This window comes from Paeniglutamicibacter sp. ORCA_105 (assembly GCF_045798545.1).
Classification (GTDB): Bacteria; Actinomycetota; Actinomycetes; order Actinomycetales; family Micrococcaceae; genus Paeniglutamicibacter; species Paeniglutamicibacter sulfureus.
The window spans coordinates 48,220-65,276 of sequence record NZ_JBIXLM010000013.1; the positions used below are offsets into that span (position 1 = coordinate 48,220).

16 protein-coding genes, 1 tRNA gene and 1 pseudogene are annotated in these 17,057 nt (G+C 64.3%); 13 read left to right on the top strand and 5 right to left on the bottom strand.

The features are described 5' to 3' along the window. The first annotated feature begins 39 nt into the window (after window positions 1-39). Window positions 40-1,557, top strand: coding sequence for a pyruvate kinase (gene pyk, locus ACIPUB_RS08545; protein ID WP_407606981.1), 1,518 nt, complete (start codon window positions 40-42; stop codon window positions 1,555-1,557). An 85-nt stretch (window positions 1,558-1,642) separates the two neighbouring features. Here the strand turns inward: pyk and ACIPUB_RS08550 are convergent, their stop codons facing one another. Both ACIPUB_RS08550 and ACIPUB_RS08555 read right to left on the bottom strand, forming a co-directional pair. After that, window positions 1,643-2,050, bottom strand: coding sequence for a RidA family protein (locus ACIPUB_RS08550; RefSeq protein WP_407606982.1), 408 nt, complete (start codon window positions 2,048-2,050; stop codon window positions 1,643-1,645). Between the two features lie 374 nt (window positions 2,051-2,424). Then, window positions 2,425-2,505: transfer RNA gene (locus ACIPUB_RS08555), tRNA-Leu, on the bottom strand. A gap of 157 nt (window positions 2,506-2,662) precedes the next feature. On the opposite strand from ACIPUB_RS08555, the gene ACIPUB_RS08560 reads away from it, so the two are divergent. From ACIPUB_RS08560 to ACIPUB_RS08570, 3 genes are all read left to right on the top strand, one after another. After that, the gene (locus ACIPUB_RS08560; protein ID WP_264269177.1) at window positions 2,663-3,283 is read left to right on the top strand and encodes an ANTAR domain-containing response regulator; all 621 of its coding nucleotides are present in this window, start codon (window positions 2,663-2,665) and stop codon (window positions 3,281-3,283) included. 176 nt (window positions 3,284-3,459) lie between these two features. Then, complete coding sequence (locus tag ACIPUB_RS08565) at window positions 3,460-4,392, top strand: aldose 1-epimerase family protein (protein ID WP_407606983.1); 933 nt, start codon at window positions 3,460-3,462, stop codon at window positions 4,390-4,392. Window positions 4,393-4,441: 49 nt separating this feature from the next. Continuing rightward, window positions 4,442-4,870: a VOC family protein gene (locus tag ACIPUB_RS08570; protein ID WP_407606984.1), complete on the top strand. Its 429-nt coding sequence runs from the start codon at window positions 4,442-4,444 to the stop codon at window positions 4,868-4,870. 18 nt (window positions 4,871-4,888) lie between these two features. Here the strand turns inward: ACIPUB_RS08570 and ACIPUB_RS08575 are convergent, their stop codons facing one another. Beyond that, a complete protein-coding gene (locus ACIPUB_RS08575) occupies window positions 4,889-5,509 on the bottom strand; it encodes an L-threonylcarbamoyladenylate synthase (RefSeq protein WP_407606985.1) in 621 nt (206 codons plus the stop codon). Window positions 5,510-5,858: 349 nt separating this feature from the next. Between ACIPUB_RS08575 and ACIPUB_RS08580 the strand changes: the two genes are divergently transcribed. The 3 genes from ACIPUB_RS08580 to ACIPUB_RS08590 all read left to right on the top strand — a co-directional run bounded on the left by ACIPUB_RS08580 (window position 5,859) and on the right by ACIPUB_RS08590 (window position 8,014). Next, complete coding sequence (locus ACIPUB_RS08580; protein WP_407606986.1) at window positions 5,859-7,064, top strand: inorganic phosphate transporter; 1,206 nt, start codon at window positions 5,859-5,861, stop codon at window positions 7,062-7,064. After that, window positions 7,064-7,303, top strand: coding sequence for a hypothetical protein (locus ACIPUB_RS08585; RefSeq protein WP_407606987.1), 240 nt, complete (start codon window positions 7,064-7,066; stop codon window positions 7,301-7,303). Before ACIPUB_RS08580 ends, ACIPUB_RS08585 begins: the two co-directional genes overlap by 1 nt. A gap of 147 nt (window positions 7,304-7,450) precedes the next feature. After that, window positions 7,451-8,014 carry a dihydrofolate reductase family protein gene (locus tag ACIPUB_RS08590; RefSeq protein ID WP_407606988.1) on the top strand — a complete coding sequence of 188 codons (564 nt, stop codon included), beginning with the start codon at window positions 7,451-7,453 and terminating at the stop codon, window positions 8,012-8,014. On the opposite strand, the gene ACIPUB_RS08595 is transcribed toward ACIPUB_RS08590, so the two are convergent. After that, window positions 8,011-8,580 (bottom strand): adenylate kinase, encoded by a 570-nt coding sequence (locus tag ACIPUB_RS08595; protein WP_407606989.1) that lies wholly within the window; start codon window positions 8,578-8,580, stop codon window positions 8,011-8,013. The two genes, ACIPUB_RS08590 and ACIPUB_RS08595, sit on opposite strands and share 4 nt — an antisense overlap. Then, on the bottom strand, window positions 8,573-9,091 hold the full coding sequence (locus ACIPUB_RS08600; RefSeq protein ID WP_407606990.1) for a hotdog fold thioesterase: 519 nt from the start codon (window positions 9,089-9,091) through the stop codon (window positions 8,573-8,575). Before ACIPUB_RS08600 ends, ACIPUB_RS08595 begins: the two co-directional genes overlap by 8 nt. An 85-nt stretch (window positions 9,092-9,176) precedes the next feature. On the opposite strand from ACIPUB_RS08600, the gene polA reads away from it, so the two are divergent. The 6 genes and pseudogenes from polA (at window position 9,177) to rpsA (ending at window position 17,034) form a co-directional block, all read left to right on the top strand. Beyond that, window positions 9,177-11,807 carry a DNA polymerase I gene (gene polA / locus ACIPUB_RS08605; protein ID WP_407607020.1) on the top strand — a complete coding sequence of 877 codons (2,631 nt, stop codon included), beginning with the start codon at window positions 9,177-9,179 and terminating at the stop codon, window positions 11,805-11,807. Further along, the gene (locus tag ACIPUB_RS08610; RefSeq protein WP_407606991.1) at window positions 11,786-13,111 is read left to right on the top strand and encodes a GNAT family N-acetyltransferase; all 1,326 of its coding nucleotides are present in this window, start codon (window positions 11,786-11,788) and stop codon (window positions 13,109-13,111) included. The genes polA and ACIPUB_RS08610 overlap by 22 nt, the downstream gene beginning before the upstream one ends. 54 nt (window positions 13,112-13,165) lie before the next feature. Further along, the gene (locus tag ACIPUB_RS08615) at window positions 13,166-14,461 is read left to right on the top strand and encodes a GNAT family N-acetyltransferase (RefSeq protein ID WP_407606992.1); all 1,296 of its coding nucleotides are present in this window, start codon (window positions 13,166-13,168) and stop codon (window positions 14,459-14,461) included. Window positions 14,462-14,684: 223 nt separating this feature from the next. Beyond that, window positions 14,685-14,921: pseudogene (locus tag ACIPUB_RS08620) on the top strand (polysaccharide deacetylase family protein); the annotation flags it as partial. Window positions 14,922-15,046: 125 nt separating this feature from the next. Further along, on the top strand, window positions 15,047-15,385 hold the full coding sequence (locus ACIPUB_RS08625) for a hypothetical protein (RefSeq protein WP_407607022.1): 339 nt from the start codon (window positions 15,047-15,049) through the stop codon (window positions 15,383-15,385). Between the two features lie 182 nt (window positions 15,386-15,567). Then, window positions 15,568-17,034, top strand: a complete 1,467-nt coding sequence (gene rpsA / locus ACIPUB_RS08630) for a 30S ribosomal protein S1 (RefSeq protein ID WP_264269164.1) — start codon at window positions 15,568-15,570, stop codon at window positions 17,032-17,034. Window positions 17,035-17,057: the final 23 nt, after the last annotated feature.

Genomic DNA, 17,057 nt, shown 5'->3' on the forward strand with positions numbered 1-17,057 from the left:
TCCCGACCTGAGAAATGGAAAGGCAGATAGGCTAACCGTATGAGACGCGCAAAGATTGTGGCCACTTGGGGCCCGGCGATCGGCACCTACGACAAGACATTGGCAGTGCTCAAGGCGGGTGTTGACGTCGCACGCTTGAACATGAGCCACGGCGACCACTCGATGCACGCGGAGAACCTCGGCAACGTGCGGGCAGCGGCCGAGGAGCTCGGCCGGCCGGTCGGCATCTTTGCCGACCTCCAGGGCCCCAAGATCCGGCTGGGCCGTTTCGTGGGCGACGCCAAGCACATGCTGCACGTGGGGGACACCTTCACCATCGTGATCGCCGACGAGCTTGGCGACGGCACCTTCTGCTCCACGACGTTCAAGGGCTTGCCCCAGGACGTCAACGTCGGAGACGTCCTCTTGATCAACGACGGCAAGGTCGCCCTGCGCGCCACCGCCGTCGATGACGAGAAGGTCGTCACCGAGGTAGTGGTGGGCGGGGAGGTGTCCAATAACAAGGGCATCAACCTCCCCGGGGTCGCTGTCAACGTTCCCGCCTTGAGCGAGAAGGACGAGGACGACCTGCGCTGGGCCATCCGGGCCGGCGTCGACATGGTCGCCCTGTCCTTCGTGCGCAACGCCTCGGACATCCAGCGCGTGCACGAGATCATGGACGAGGAAGGCCGTCGCCTTCCGGTGATCGCGAAGATCGAGAAGCCCCAGGCTGTCGACGCGATCGAGGAAATCATCGACGCCTTCGATGCGATCATGGTTGCCCGTGGCGACCTGGGTGTGGAGCTTCCCCTCGAGGAGGTCCCGCTGGTGCAGAAGCGTGCCATTGAACTGGCCCGCCGCTGGGCCAAGCCGGTCATCGTTGCCACGCAGGTGCTCGAATCCATGATCGAGTCCCCGACGCCCACCCGCGCCGAGGCCTCCGACTGCGCCAACGCCGTCATTGACGGTGCGGATGCCGTCATGCTTTCCGGCGAAACCTCGGTGGGCGAATACCCCATCGAGACCGTCGAGACCATGTCCCGGATCATTGCCTCCACGGAAACTCACGGGTTGGACCGCATCCCGCGCCTGGGCTCGAAGCCCAAGACGCGCGGCGGTGCGATCACCCGCGCTGCCGTGGAGATCGCCGACCAGCTGGACGCCAAGTACATTGTGGCGTTCACCCAGTCCGGCGACTCGGCCCGACGCCTGTCCCGGTTGCGCCCCAAGCGCCCGGTGCTGGCGTTTACGCCGCTGCCACAGACCTACAACATCATGACCCTGATGTGGGGCATCCAGCCGCGCCTGGTGGAATACGCAGACCACACGGACAAGATGACCGCGCAGGTGGACCGCGCACTGCTGGCCGAAGGGCTTGCCGAGATCAACGACATTGTCTGCATCGCGGCCGGTTCCCCTCCAGGCCAGGCGGGCTCCACCAACTCGCTGCGCATCCACAAGGTCGGCGACCTCGCAGATGCAGGCCAGCTCGGTGACGGCAAGCCGATGCCGGCACGCGAGAAAGTCGGGCCGTGGGACTCCGAGAACGTAGCGGGCTCCGAAGCCATCTCCATCTAGTACAGGCAAGCCAAGGCCGGATTTTCATCGCGGTTCCCGTTAGGGGATCGAGGTGGGAGTCCGGCCTTCGTGCTTTGCGCCCGTATCAGTCCAGCACGGCGGCGACCGCCTCGATTTCCACGAGCTGGTGGTCGTATCCGAGGACGGTGGTGCCCATCAGGGTGCTGGGAACCTCGTGGTTTCCAAATGCGGCACGAACGACCTCCCACGCCGCCACGAGGTCCTTTTGCCTTGAGGAGGCAACCAGCACGCGCGTGGAGATGACATCGGGCAGGCCTGCTCCGGCCGCTTCCAAGGCGATTTTCATGTTCTCGATGCATTTGGCCGTCTGGGCCGCGTAGTCCCCGATTCCGGCGGTGCTTCCATCGTGGTTGAGCGGGCAAGAACCTGCCAGGAAAATCAGTCGTGCATTGGCCGGCGCCGTCGCGGCGTAGGCATATTGCGCAACATTGCTGAGCTGCTGGGAGCGAATCAAGATGACTGCGCTGGGCATCGTGGTCCTATCGGTGCGTGGGGGCGAATTGGGCGTGAACGATTCAAGCCTAACCATCGGGTGTTTCGCCGTGACAACCTCATCGTCGATGCGCAGTTTGGCCTCGAGCGCTCCTGGCTGCGGCAGGTTTCGGGCCGCGATCGCAGGACATGTCTCCAGCAGGCTCCACAGGCGTCCCGAGGAGCACCGCCGTGACGAACACCTGGGCGACGTGTTCACGCATGGCTCCGGAGCCATGCGGCGAAAGGGGGAAATGCATTTGGGATTGCATTTTTACTGAACTCCCGGCAGGAAAGGGGAGTTCGGAGGAGCCGGGCCCGGGCCAAAGAAAAAGACCCCGATCCCTTATGACATAAGGGATCGGGGTCGTCCTGTGCCCGAGGTGGGACTCGAACCCACACACCTTTCGATACTGCATTTTGAGTGCAGCGCGTCTACCATTCCGCCACTCGGGCGGGCACAATTCGAAGCAGCGAGAATAAGCGTAACTGATAATTGCTTTGCGCTGAAATCCTCGCGTCCTTGCGGTTATCCACTGTACATGCAGATAGGCTTAACGACGAAACCGAGTACTGATGATGCCCCCGGTCACGCCGGGATTGAAGGAGCACGATGAGCGACCTGCCCGAAGTTACCCGAATTGCGGCCGAACCCAACACCGGCGCACCCCGCCGCGTCATCGTAGCCGAGGACGAGACCCTGATCCGCTTGGACATTGTCGAGATACTTCGCGGGGAAGGATACGAGGTGGTTGCCGAGGCTGACAACGGCGAAAAGGCCATCGAGCTGGCTCGGGAGCACAAGCCGGACCTCGTGCTGATGGACGTCAAGATGCCGGTCATGGACGGCATCACCGCTGCCGAGACCATCGTCAAGGAACGGATTGCCCCAGTGGTGCTGTTGACCGCCTTCAGCCAAAAGGAGCTGGTGGAACGTGCCCGCGAGGCAGGTGCCATGGCCTACGTCGTCAAGCCGTTCACCCCGGCAGACCTGGTCCCCGCCATCGAGATCGCTATTTCCCGCCACGAGGAAATCCGTGCCCTTGAAAAGGAAGTCGGAGACCTCACCGAGCAGTTCGCGACCCGCAAGCTGGTCGAGCGCGCCAAGAGCCTGCTGACGACCAAGATGGGTCTGACCGAGCCGGAGGCATTCCGCTGGATCCAGAAAACCTCAATGGATCGCCGCCTGTCCATGCGTGAAGTGGCAGAGACCGTCATCGACCAGGTCAAGTAGCCGTTCCCAAGCGACGCACCATACGGGGCCGCGAGAACCACTTGATGGTTCCCACGGCCCCGTTTTCGTTGCCCCCCGGACGCCGAAATCAGGTTGCATCGATAGGCCGCACTCCAGAAGCAATGGCAGCAAGCTGTCACGACGAAAGGGCAACCGTGCCAAACCCGGATTCCCCGATGGGTGAACAATTCGAACTCTCCGGCATCATTGACGGCAACAGCCAGCGGGCCGTGGTGAACCAGATTGGTGCGTCGCTGCGCAGGCTGGTCGTCAACGGGGTTGAACTCGTCCAGGACTATCCGCAGGAGATCTCGGCCCCCTCGGCTGCCGGCATTGTGCTGGTGCCGTGGCCCAACCGGGTGGCCGGGGGTGCATGGTCCTACCGGGGACATGATGAGCAGCTTGCGATCACGGAGCCGGCCCGCGGCAACGCCATCCACGGCCTATTGCGGCATCACAGCTACCGTCAGATCGAACGCACCGAAGGCAGTGTGCTGCTGGCGGCGGTTATTTCGCCCGCGCCGGGGTACCCCTTCGAACTGGCCACGTCGGTGCACTACGAGTTGGTGGCATCCGGACTCCACGTCACCCACAGACTGGAAAACGTCGGTGACCGCCCGGCACCGGCGGCCGTGGGCGCCCACCCCTACCTGCGTCTTGGGGATACGCCGGCCGGCGACCTGAAGCTAATCGTCAACGCCGAACGGCATTTGGAAGTCGACGGCTCGATGATTCCCACCGGCGAACAGGTGCCGGTCCCCGGGACCAGGCTTGACTACCGGGACGGACGTCTGCTGAATGACGACTTCCTTGACGACACGTGGACAGGGTTGCGCTTCGAAGCCGACGGAAGCAGCAAGCACGGCCTGCAGGCACCCGACGGGAGCCGGGTGGAACTGCACATGGACGCGAATTTCGAGTTCATCCAGGTGTTCACCGCCCCGGCGTTCCCGGGTACCGGGGGACCGGTGCGTGCCGTCGCCCTGGAGCCGATGACCGCGCCGGCAAATGCCTTCAACAACGGGATGGGCCTGCGCTGGCTGGCTCCGGGCGAGACCTGGGAAGCCTCGTGGGGGATTGTGCACAGGTCCCCGCAGTCCTTCCGATGAATAATGGACTCGAGAACAGTTAAGCCGCGTGGAAGGAAACCGAAACCCGATGAAAACCCAAGGTGTAGTCCTGAGCCTGGCCGTGGCGGATGCCGGGCGTTCGCTGGCCTTTTACCGCGACGTTGTGGGTATTGAGGGCGCGAAGCCGGCCATGGGCATGGTTTGCCTGGAAATGCCGGGGATGACGATCTTCCTGGCCGAGACCGAGGCGTTCACGAAGTACTCGCGTGAAGCCATGCGCACGCCGTTGCTTCCTGTTCCTGCCACCGACGCCTTCCTTAGCTGTGCCATCAGCACCGTGGCAGAGGTCGACGACATCCTTGCCGCCGTTGCCGGATCGGCCGGGAAGTCATTTGCTCCCCATGAGATCAAGCACGTCAGTGGCCGGATGCAGTATGTTGGCACCTTTGCCGATCCCGACGGCCACCTCTGGCAGTTGGTTTGCAATCTCACCGATGTGCACGGGAACGCCGTCTAGCGACGCCCAGACTCCTCGTTATTCGAAGCGAGAGGGATCGCCCAGTCCCACGCGGGCAATGACGGCCTCGCCGCTGGAGTAGTCGACCACGGTGGTCGGCTCGATGCCGCATTCCCCCGAATCAATGACGCCTTCGACCACGTGGTCCAGCGCTTCCTTGATTTCCCATCCCTGGGTCATCGGATCCTCATCGCCCGGAAGCAACAGCGTGCTGGAGAGAATTGGCTCGCCGAGCTCCTCCAGCAAGGCGCGCACCACCGGATTATCGGGGATGCGCACGCCAATCGTTTTTTTCTTGGCATGCATGAGGCGCCGCGGCACCTCCTTGGTCGCCGGGAGGATGAACGTATAGCTGCCCGGGGTGACCGCCTTGATGTTGCGGAACACCTGGTTGTTTACCTCCACGTACTGGCCCAGCTGGGCAAAGTCCTTGCAGACCAGCGTGAAGTGGTGCTTGTCGCCGACTTGGCGAATCGTCCGGATCCGGTCCAGCGCCGCGTGGTTGCCGATCTGGGCTCCCAACGCATAGCAGGAATCGGTCGGGTAGGCGATCAGCCCGCCATCGCGTATCAGCTCCACGGCCTGTGCAATCGCACGTGGCTGCGGGTTATCGGGGTGTACGTCAAAGAATCTGGCCATTGAACGAGCTTACGGCTCCGCGCCGATTCGCGCACCAAAACACCTGAACCATCTCCATCGCTCTTCGTCATTGCCGGTGTGGGCCCGAAGGCTCCGTGCCCACACCGGGCCGGGACACGCCGCGCGTGAAGTCGCTCACGTTGAAGCGGCACTGCCCCCGCGCAGTGCCTAACCACGGGCGCCTGTGGTGTGCCGAACCCCTCCCGGGGAAATTGACTAGATCGGAGCAGGCCATATGATGAATCTGCGACTTAGGTGAACGGAACCCCAACATTGGGCAAACAATGCGGGACTTCGGAGTAGCCAGCGCGACTCGGCCCTCGCCCGCAATCCCACGATTGGTTTATACATGGATCTGACGCTTATCGTCGTCCTGGTCATTGCACTTGCCCTGTTCTTTGATTTCACCAACGGCTTCCACGACACCGCGAATGCGATGGCCACGCCGATCGCAACCGGTGCAATCAAGCCCAAGGCCGCGGTCGCGCTAGCAGCGGTCCTCAACCTTGTTGGTGCTTTCCTTTCAACAGAAGTCGCCAAGACCATCTCCGGCGGCATCATCAAGGAGGGCGGGGAGACCGGCGTGCAAATCATGCCGGCCATGATCTTCGCCGGCCTGATGGGCGCCGTCGTCTGGAACATGGTCACCTGGCTGCTGGGTCTCCCGTCCAGCTCCTCCCATGCACTCTTTGGTGGACTGATTGGTGCAGCGATCGTCGGTGCCGGCTTCGGTGCCATTGACTACAACGTGCTGATGTCCAAGGTCTTGCTCCCGGCACTGGTCGCTCCCGTGATCGCGGGAACCTCGGCGTATCTGTGCACCAAGCTTGCCTACTCGGCGACCAAGCGCCAATCCGGCCTCGCTTCCCCGAAGCGCGGAGGATTCCGCTACGGACAGATCTTCTCCTCCTCGCTCGTGGCCCTGGCACACGGCACCAACGACGCCCAGAAGACCATGGGTGTCATCACCCTGACCCTGGTGGCCTCGGGCCTGCAGGATGCAGGCACCGGCCCGCACTTCTGGGTCATCGCGACCTGTGCACTGGCCATCGCGCTGGGCACCTACATGGGCGGCTGGCGCATCATCCGCACCATGGGTTCGGGCCTGACCGACGTCAAGCCCGCCCAGGGCTTTGCCGCCGAGACCTCCACCGCCGCAGCCATCCTGACCTCTTCGCACCTGGGCTTCGCCCTGTCGACGACGCAGGTCGCCTCCGGATCCGTGATCGGTTCCGGACTGGGCCGCAAGGGAGCGGAAGTCCGTTGGGGAACAGCTGGACGCATCGCAGTGGGCTGGCTCTTCACGCTCCCCGCGGCCGGGATCATCGGCGCCGCTGCCGCCGGGCTTGCCCACTTCGGCACCGGCGGACTGGTCATCGTGACCGTTTTGGGAGTTGGCTCCCTGTTGGTGATCTGGGTCCTTTCGCGCCGTGAACTCGTGGGCCACCACAACGCGATCAGCGATGTTGATGTCTCCGGCGCGGCAGTGAACATCCCCACCAAGAAGGAGCGTCGCAAGATGGAGCGCGCCAAGATCAAGCAGGAGGTCAAGTAATGGCAATTCAGTGGGATGCATTCCTGATCGTCGCCGTCATCACGTGGGCCTCTGCGCTTTTCATCGTCGGCGCCTACTCGCTGGGCGTGCGCATGCTCGCCGTGGGCGAGGACGCCCAACGCTCCGCCATGCCGGCCAGGCTTGCGGCCTACGGCTGCTTTGCGCTGTGCGGCCTGGTCGTCATCTTCGGCATCATTCTCATCGTGCCCTCGCTCAGCGCAAGGATCCTCGGCGCCTAGGCAAAACCGCATCGCACTTTCGCCCTCCCGGAACCAATGATCCGAGAGGGCGAAAGCCGTTTAAGCCCACTGACTCGGCTTCCGGACCACACCGACCCGGTGCGGATTCCTTCGGCGGCGGGCCGTTGCGTGGTTAGGATGGGCATCATGACGCAATTTAGGTATTTCGTGGCGGCCTCGACGGATGGCTACATCGCCGATGAAAACGAACGACTCGACTGGCTCATGGACTTTGACGGATTCGCCGGGCAAGCCGAAAGCTACGATGCATTCATGCAGGAGATCGGCGCAATCGCCATGGGGGCGGACACCTATTCCTGGATGCTCAACGAAGTGCGCGACAAGTGGCCCTACGAGGGGCTTCCGGTGTGGGTCTTCGCTCACCGGGAACTGGCTGCGTTCCCGGGCGCGGACCTGACCTTTGTGCGCGGGGACGTGACCGAATGGGCGGGGGACATCGCACGCAGTGCCAACGGAAAGGACGTCTGGGTGGTGGGCGGCGGCTCGCTGGCCGGGCAATTCGTTGACGAGGGGCTCCTGGACGAGATATTGCTCTACTCCATGCCCGTCCTGCTCGGCGGCGGGCGCCCGCTCTTTGCCATGCGTGGCACCGCCAAGCTCGATCCCACGTACACGTGCGAGTATCCGGGCGGGATCCGCGAGACCAGGTTCATGGTGAAAAAATCCCCGGGCCAGGACCGCGACTACTAGGACCGCAACCCACTCGAGCGTGCCTCCAGCTCGGCCAGCCACCGCCTGGTCTCCCGGGGACGGGAGAACCGCTTGACTCGTTCGGCCCCCAGTGCGGATTCCAGCTCGCGCATCTGCCGGCGCTTCGGACCGAAGCTCTTGAGGTGCCAAAGTACGATGGAGTCCCGGTCAAGCGTCCTTCCCCAGGTCTCAAAGTTCCCGTTGCACACCGATTCGCGGTGCTTGATCCGCTTCACTGTTCGCACCAGAAGCCGATACAGCGACAGGGCGCGGGGATAATCGAGGCATACGACGAGGTCGGAGCGGCCAATGATGTCCTGGCGATAAGGCCCGTATGCCGAATCGAAGATCCACTGCGGGGCGGTGGCAGCCTCCAGCGCGAGAGCCTTCTGCTCCGACTGGTCTCGCTGCACCCAGCCCGGCAGCCACCCGAACTCGTCATCCACGTAATGCACCGGCATCCGCAGGATGCGGCCAAGATCCCGGGCGAGCGTGGTTTTGCCGCTTCCGGTGGCTCCGTGGCAGAGAATGCGTTGCGGAGCCTGGCCCGCCGCCTGATCAGCCATCAAGCAGCATGTTGGTGATGCGGGAGGTGCACAGGCGCCTTCCCGCATCATCGCTGATGACGATTTCATGGGTGGTCAGCGTGCGCCCCAGGTGGATCGGCGTGCAGACCCCGGTCACCAGGCCGGTGACCCCTGCCCTGTGGTGGGTGGCGGAAATATCCACCCCGACCGGTTTCTTTTCGCCCTTGCCATGTACCGCCGCGGCGAAGGAACCAAGGGTCTCGGCCAAGGCCACCGAGGCGCCTCCGTGAAGGATTCCTGCGACCTGCTGGTTGCCTTCCACCGGCATGGTGGCAACCACGCGGTCGCGGGTGATCTCCGTGAAGTGGATGCCCAGCTTCTCCACCAGGGTCCCCACGCCGTGGCTTGCAAGCATCGGCCACATCGCCTCGGGTACCCCGTGTTCGAAGAGCTGACGGGCAAAGGGATTGACCGGGTGCGCCCCGTTGGCGGCAAAGGTGCCAGATGTCTCGATGGCCGCTGCGTTGTCTTGAGTGAATTTATTGCCCATGCCAACTAGGCTGGCACCTGTGAGCGAATCAACCAAACTTGTGGCAACCGAACCCCAGCGCCTGCTCGTCATTGACGGGCACTCCATGGCCTTCCGTGCCTTCTATGCATTGCCGGCGGAAAACTTTGCAACCGACACCGGACAGCACACCAACGCGGTGCATGGCTTCGTGTCGATGCTGCTGACGATGATCCGCCAGCAGAAGCCCACCCACGTGGCCGTGGCGTTCGACCTGGACACCCCCACATTCCGCTCACTGGAGTACACCGAATACAAGGGCGGGCGCAACAAGACGCCCGAAGAGTTCTACGGGCAGATCGACCTGATCCAAAAGGTCATGGAAGCCATGAACATCCCCACCATCACCATGGACGGCTATGAGGCCGATGACATCATCGCCACCCTTGCCGCACAGGGCGAAGCCGCCGGCCTGGACGTGCTGGTGGTCTCCGGTGACCGTGACGCCTTCCAGCTGATCACCGAAAAAACCCTGGTGCTCTACCCCAAGAAGGGGATCTCCGACATCCCGCCGATGGACGGGGATGCCGTCGAGGCGAAGTACTTCGTACGTCCCGAACAGTATTCGGACCTCGCGGCACTGGTCGGCGAAACCGCCGACAACCTCCCGGGCGTGCCCGGGGTGGGACCGAAGACCGCCGCCAAGTGGATCAATCTTTACGGCGGGCTGCCGGGCATCCTGGAAAACATCGATGCCATCAAGGGCAAGGTCGGCGACTCGCTGCGCGAACACGTGGACAACGTCACCCGCAACCGCCGCCTGAACCACCTGCTGCGTGACCTCGAGCTGCCGGTTGCCCTCGAGGCCATGATCCTGGATCGACCCAACCGCGAGGCCGTCGAAGAACTTTTCGACGCCCTGCAGTTCAACACCCTGCGCAAGCGACTCTTCGACCTTTTCGGTGATGATCCGCAGGATGCCGCCGAGGAAGCCGAGATCCCCGCCCACGAGATGCTCGGCGACGCAGCGGCGCTCGAGGCATGGTTCGCCGCTCACGGAGCGCAGCTGCTGGGCGTGCACGCGGCCACCGTCGGGGGCGTCGGCGGCACCGACGTGGTCGGGCTGGCTTTCGCCTCCAAGGACGCCACCGCCTACGTCTCCCTCGAGGAGATTGACGGGGAAACCGAGCAGGCACTGGCCAAGGTGCTGTCCTCGGTCAGCCACTCCAAGGCCGTGCACGACTTCAAGGGCACCTACAAGATGCTCAAGAACCGCGGCCTTGAACTGGCGGGAGTCACCGACGACACCATGATCACCGCCTACCTGATCCAGCCCGACCGCCGTAGCCACGACCTGCCGGACATCGCCCAGCAGCACCTGCGCATCTCGCTGGACGATTCCAAGGCACCGGCCAGCGGCCAGCTGGCCTTGGACTTCGAGGGCCCGGATCTTGCCACCCCGGCGGTCCGCGCCGCCCACGCGGTGCGCGAGTTGAGCCAGCACCTGGCCGGCATGCTCGTGGAGCGCGGGGGAGATGCCCTGCTCAAGGAGCTCGAAATGCCGCTGTCCCTGATCCTGGCACGCATGGAAATGGCCGGCATCGCCATCGACACCACCAAGCTCGACGGCCTCTACGAAGACTTCACCGTGACCATCAACCGGGCCACCGAAGAGGCCTACGGCGCCATCGGCCACGAGGTCAACCTCTCCAGCCCCAAGCAGCTGCAAGTTGTCCTCTTCGAGGAACTCGACCTTCCCAAGACCAAGAAGATCAAGACCGGCTTCACCACCGACGCCGAGTCCCTGCAGGACCTCCTGGTCAAGACCGGGCACCCGTTCCTTGTCGCGTTGATGGCCTACCGCGACGCGACCAAGCTGCGCCAGACCGTCGAGGGCCTGCGCAAGGCCGTTGCTTCCGACGGCCGCATCCACACCACCTACGCACAGACCGTCGCTGCCACCGGGCGCCTGTCATCGCTGAACCCGAACCTGCAGAACATCCCGGTCCGTTCCGAGGAGGGCCGGCGCATCCGCGAGGTCTTCGTGGTGGGCGAGGGCTACGAGACGCTGCTGACCGCCGACTACTCGCAGATCGAAATGCGCATCATGGCGCATCTCTCCGAGGACGAGGGCCTGATCCAGGCCTACCAGGACGGCGAGGACCTGCACCGCTTCGTCGGCTCGCACGTCTTCAACGTCGAACCTGCCGAGGTCACCAACGAAATGCGCTCCAAGGTCAAGGCCATGAGCTACGGCTTGGCCTACGGCTTGAGCTCCTTCGGCCTGTCCAAGCAGCTGAAGATCTCCGTTGACGAGGCGCGCACGCTGATGAAGGACTACTTCTCGCGCTTCGGTGCGGTGCGCGACTACCTGCGCGCCGTGGTGGACCAGGCACGCAAGGACGGCTACACCGAGACCATCTTCGGGCGCCGCCGCTACCTGCCGGAGCTGGCCAGCGACAACCGCCAGCTGCGCGACATCGCCGAGCGCGCGGCGCTGAACGCCCCGATCCAGGGCTCGGCCGCCGACATCATCAAGCGGGCGATGCTCGGCGTCGAGGAAGGCCTGGCCGAAGACGGCCTGAAATCCCGCATGCTGCTGCAGGTCCATGACGAACTCGTCCTCGAGGTCGCCGCCGGCGAACTGGAAAAAGTCGAAAAGATCGTGCGGGAAAGAATGGGCGCCGCCGCGGAGCTCAAGGTGCCCCTGGATGTGCACGTGGGCATCGGCACGTCATGGCAGGACGCCGGGCACTGATGTTCCCCCGGTCCCTGCGCAGCGAGAACGTCCCGCTGGCCCGCCGTGCCGAGACCGGCGCGGCAACGGCCGCGTATGAGGCCTGGCTGAACACGGGCCGGGAGGGGTTCCACCAGCAGCCCGCCACGGCGGACCAGGTGGAACAGTTGTTCCAAGCCCACGAGGTCGATGCGCGGGTGCTCACCGGGGTCTACGACGATTCCCTGCCCGCCGATTTGGTGGACCCTCTGGTGCCGGTGGCCACCTACGCCAGTTTCGCCAAGACGCTGAACATCGGGGCGGGCCTGGTCCCCGCGCACCTGGTCACCATGGTCACGGTCCGTCCCACGCACCGCCGCCGCGGCATCCTGCGTGAACTGATGACCGGGGACCTCGCCCGGGCCAAGGCCGCGGGTTACCCCGTGGCCGCCCTGACCGCGTCCGAGGCGACGATCTACGGCAGGTTCGGCTTCGGCCGGGTCACCGAGCAGCAAACGCTGCACCTGGATGTGCGCGGGGACGTGCGCTTCCACGCAGCGGCCAGCGGATCGGTGCTGCAGGTTCCGCCGCATGCGCTGGGCCCAGTCGCCGGGCGCGTCTTCGAGGCGTTCCACGCATCCCGCCGCGGCTCGGTCGGGCGCCAGGCAGCCTATCTCCGCCATGCCACTGCACGCTGGGGCCAGGAGGGGCCGGACCCCGATCCGAAGCTGCGTGCCGCCGTGTACCTGGATGCGGCGGGGGAGATCCAGGGATACGTGACGTACGTGTTTGCCGGTTGGGATTCCAAGCCCTTCACGCTGAACGTCCGCGACCTGGTGGCCACCACCGAGGTGGCCCGGCGCGAGATCTTCCGTTTCCTGTCCAGCGTCGATTTGATCGAGCGCATCAGCCATCCCTTCGCCGCCGCAAACGACCCGCTGGGCTGGGCGCTGGAGGACCCCTCGCGGGTCAGCTACACCGGACGCGAACACTGCCTGTGGGTGCGCGTGCTGGACGTCCCCGCGGCTTTCACCGCGCGGGAGTACCGCGGATCCGGGACCTTCACGTTGCGCGTCGCCGACCCGCAGGGCCTGGTTGCCGGGTCCTACGCCTTTGCGATCCGCGACGGGCGGGCGAAGATCACCGAACTGGACGAGGACGGACCGGCCGACTTCTCCTGCGGTGCAGTTGCCCTGGGCCCGCTGCTGCTCGGCGCCTGCGGGATCGGGGACCTGGTCTCCGCCGGGCTGCTGGAACCCACCGAACGCGCCCGGCCGGTGGAACCGGCCGCATTGTCCGAACTGCTGGATCTGCCGGGCGTACCCCACGCCATCAACGGATTCTAGCTCCACGCCAACGCCTGCCCTGCCCCCCGACACCAGGAAGCAAACGCCACGATCATGAGTGAAGATGCCACGATTCGCATTGAAAGATTCGAGCCCGAGCTCGTCGACGGTGCACCGTCCGCTGCGACCGTCGAATTCCTGAAGGCGGTCAGCCGCGGATTCCATGAATCCCAGTTGGATGCCGACGAGTTGCAGATCCTGGCGGGGCTGGAAATCGCCGACAACACCACGTTCACCGCCGTCTACGACGACTCTGCGGTGCAGCCCTCGCTGCACGCAGCGGCTCCCGTCGCCACCTACGCCGCCTTCCCCGGAACGCTGAACATCGGTGGGGGAAACCTGATGCCGGTGCACCAGATCACCTCGGTCACCGTCAGTCCCACGCACCGTCGCCGCGGCCTGCTGCGCCGGATGATCACCCTCGACCTGTCCACGGCCCGCGAGTCGGGCGCGGTGTTTGCGGCGCTGACCGCCTCCGAAGCCACCATCTACGGCCGCTTCGGCTTCGGCCGCGCCACCCAGCGTGCCCGCTACACGCTCAAGACCCGGCAGGGCGCGTCGCTGCGCGTCGAGCCTGAGGGCAGCGTCGTTGCCGTTGCCCCGGAGGAGCTGAAGAAGTACGCCCCTGCCATCTTTGCCGCGGCCCACGCCCACACCCTTGGTTCCATCAGCGCCACCCAGTTCGACGTGGGCCAGGCCGCTGGCCAGTGGGAGGACTACGACTCGCTCAAGCCGGTCAAGAACCTGCGTGCAGCCCTGCACCTGGACGCGGAAGGCAAGCCCGACGGATTCATGAGCTACCTGTTTTCCGGGTGGAAGGTCGACCCGCCCACCATGGATATCGGCCAGATGTGCACCGCGTCGGGTGCCGCCCGCCGCGAGCTGGTTGCCTACCTCGGTGCCCACGACCTGGTGGAAAAGATCACCGGACGCGGACCCGTCGATGACGTGTTGCCGACAGCGCTGGAAAACGCGCGTGCCTACAAGGCCACCGCGCTCGGGGACCACCTGTGGCTGCGGATCCTGGACCTGGAGACCGCGCTGGCGGCGCGCACCTACGCCGGCGACGGCCACATCCGGCTGCGCGTGCACGATTCCCTGGGCATGGCCGATGGAACCTGGGAACTGCGCGTCGAGGATTTGACGGCCGACGTGCGCCGGCTCCCGGACGATGGTGAACCAGAGGTGAGCGTGGATGTCCGCGACCTTGCCTCGCTTTACCTCGGCGGGTTCAGCGCGGCGCACCTGGCCCAGGCCGGTGTGCTCAAGATCCATGTTCCCGGTGCCGTCCGGACCCTCGATTCCCTGTTCGCCACCTCGACGATTCCCTACTGCCAGGCGGATTTCTAGATATATGACCAACCTGGTTTCCAATGACCCCCAAGTGGGTCGCCGCACCATGCTCGCTGCACTTGTCGGGATGGGCACTTCCTTCCTGGCCTCATGCGCCGTTGACCCGGAATCCCTGCCCGGAACCGGCCCCGCGCCTGCTGCTTCCCCCTCCGCTTCGGCGCCCGGCCCGGCCCCGGCCCCGGTGCGGAGCTCTCCCATGGCCGTGCCCAGCCGGAAAGCGATGGTTTCCGCCTTTGCAGGGAAACCAGCGGGCTCGTTCGGGCTGGAGGCCCATGGCATCCAACTTGACCTTCCCGCTGCGGCGCGCGGCGCTGCCCTCACCTTCGACGCCTGCGGGGGACTCCATGGCGAAGGCTACGACGCCAGGCTGATCCAGGAGCTGCGTGCGCATCGCGCTCCCGCCACGCTTTTCGTCAATCGCCGGTGGGCCGCAGCCAACATATCGCTGATGCGCGAACTCGCTGCGGACCCGCTCTTTGAAATAGCCAACCACGGCACCTCGCACGCCCCCTGGGCAGCAGGGGCCAGGCCGCGTACGGGATCCGCGGTACCGCCTCCATCGCCGAAGCATACGACGAGGTCATGGGCAACCAGCACTATCTGGCCGACACCTTCGGGATCCACGCCAGGTTCTTCCGTTCCGGCACCGCCCACATGGACGTTCTGGGTGCCGCCATGTGCCGGGAACTGCGCGTTGTCCCGATGAACTTCACCGTCAATCTGGATGCCGGCGCAACGTTCCCCGCCTCCGGCGTCGCGGCCCAAACCGCATTGTTGGGAGCCCATGACGTGGGGATCGGCCATTTCAACCGCCCGTCCTCCGGCACTGCGGCGGGCGTTGCCAAGGCTCTGCCGCGCCTACTGGATTCCCTGGAATCCAGTAAATTGCGCCTCATGAAGCTTTCCGAGGCCTTCGCCTGACACGGGACCGGGTCGACTTGACAAGAACGTGGGTTCCCGTTTTGACCCTGCGGGTCCGGAGGAATAGACTGAGGGGGCGTGTTTCGGCTACTGCCGTGCCCGCACCCATTCTAAATTCGGAATATGCCGGGACTTCCGGCTGACCGACTCACACAGACTATCCACATCGGAGTCCCTACTACATGACCATCACCTCCAACGAGAAGACCAGTGCCCCGGTCGTTGCAATCAACGACATTGGCTCTGCTGAAGACTTCCTCGCTGCCGTCGACGCCACCATCAAGTACTTCAACGATGGCGACCTCGTCGAAGGCATCGTCGTCAAGGTTGACCGCGACGAAGTTCTGCTCGACATCGGTTACAAGACCGAAGGTGTCATTCCTTCCCGCGAACTTTCCATCAAGCACGATGTTGACCCGGGCGACGTTGTCGCCGTTGGTGACAACGTCGAGGCCCTCGTCCTCACCAAGGAGGACAAGGAAGGTCGTTTGATCCTGTCCAAGAAGCGTGCTCAGTACGAGCGTGCCTGGGGCGACATCGAAAAGATCAAGGAAGAAGACGGCGTCGTTACCGGCACCGTCATCGAGGTGGTCAAGGGCGGCCTTATCCTCGACATCGGCCTGCGCGGCTTCCTGCCGGCATCGCTCGTCGAAATGCGCCGTGTGCGCGATCTGGCTCCGTACATCGGCCAGGAAATCGAAGCCAAGATCATCGAGCTGGACAAGAACCGCAACAACGTTGTTCTTTCCCGCCGTGCCTGGCTCGAGCAGACCCAGTCCGAGGTTCGCTCCACGTTCCTCAACAAGCTGGAAAAGGGCCAGGTTCGTCCCGGCGTCGTTTCCTCCATCGTCAACTTCGGTGCATTCGTGGACCTTGGCGGCGTAGACGGCCTCGTCCACGTTTCCGAGCTGTCCTGGAAGCACATCGACCACCCGTCCGAGGTTGTCGAAGTTGGCCAGGAAGTCACCGTCGAGGTTCTCGAGGTCGACCTGGACCGCGAGCGTGTTTCGCTCTCGCTCAAGGCCACCCAGGAAGATCCGTGGCAGACCTTCGCCCGGACCCACGCTTTGGGTCAGGTTGTTCCGGGTAAGGTCACCAAGCTTGTTCCGTTCGGTGCATTCGTGCGCGTCGAAGACGGAATCGAAGGCCTCGTGCACATCTCCGAGCTGGCCGTGCGCCACGTGGAGCTTGCAGAGCAGGTCGTCTCCGTTGGCGACGAACTGTTCGTCAAGGTCATCGACATCGATCTCGAGCGTCGCCGCATCTCGCTGTCCCTCAAGCAGGCCAACGAGGGCGTCGATCCGGAAGGTGCCGAATTCGATCCGGCTCTCTACGGCATGGCCGCAGAGTACGACGAAGAGGGCAACTACAAGTACCCGGAGGGCTTCGATCCGGAGACCAACGAGTGGCTCGAAGGCTTCGAGACCCAGCGTTCGGCTTGGGAGCAGCAGTACGCTGACGCCCAGACCCGCTGGGAAGCCCACAAGAAGCAGGTTGCACAGCACCTTGCCGACGACGCTGCAGCAGAATCGGCTCCGGCCGAGTCCGCTTCCTCGTCCTACTCCTCGGATGCTCCGGCAACCGAGGCAGGTACCCTGGCATCCGACGAGGCCCTCGCCGCACTGCGCGAGAAGCTTGCCGGTTCCTAAGGAACGAACTTTTGATGGATCAC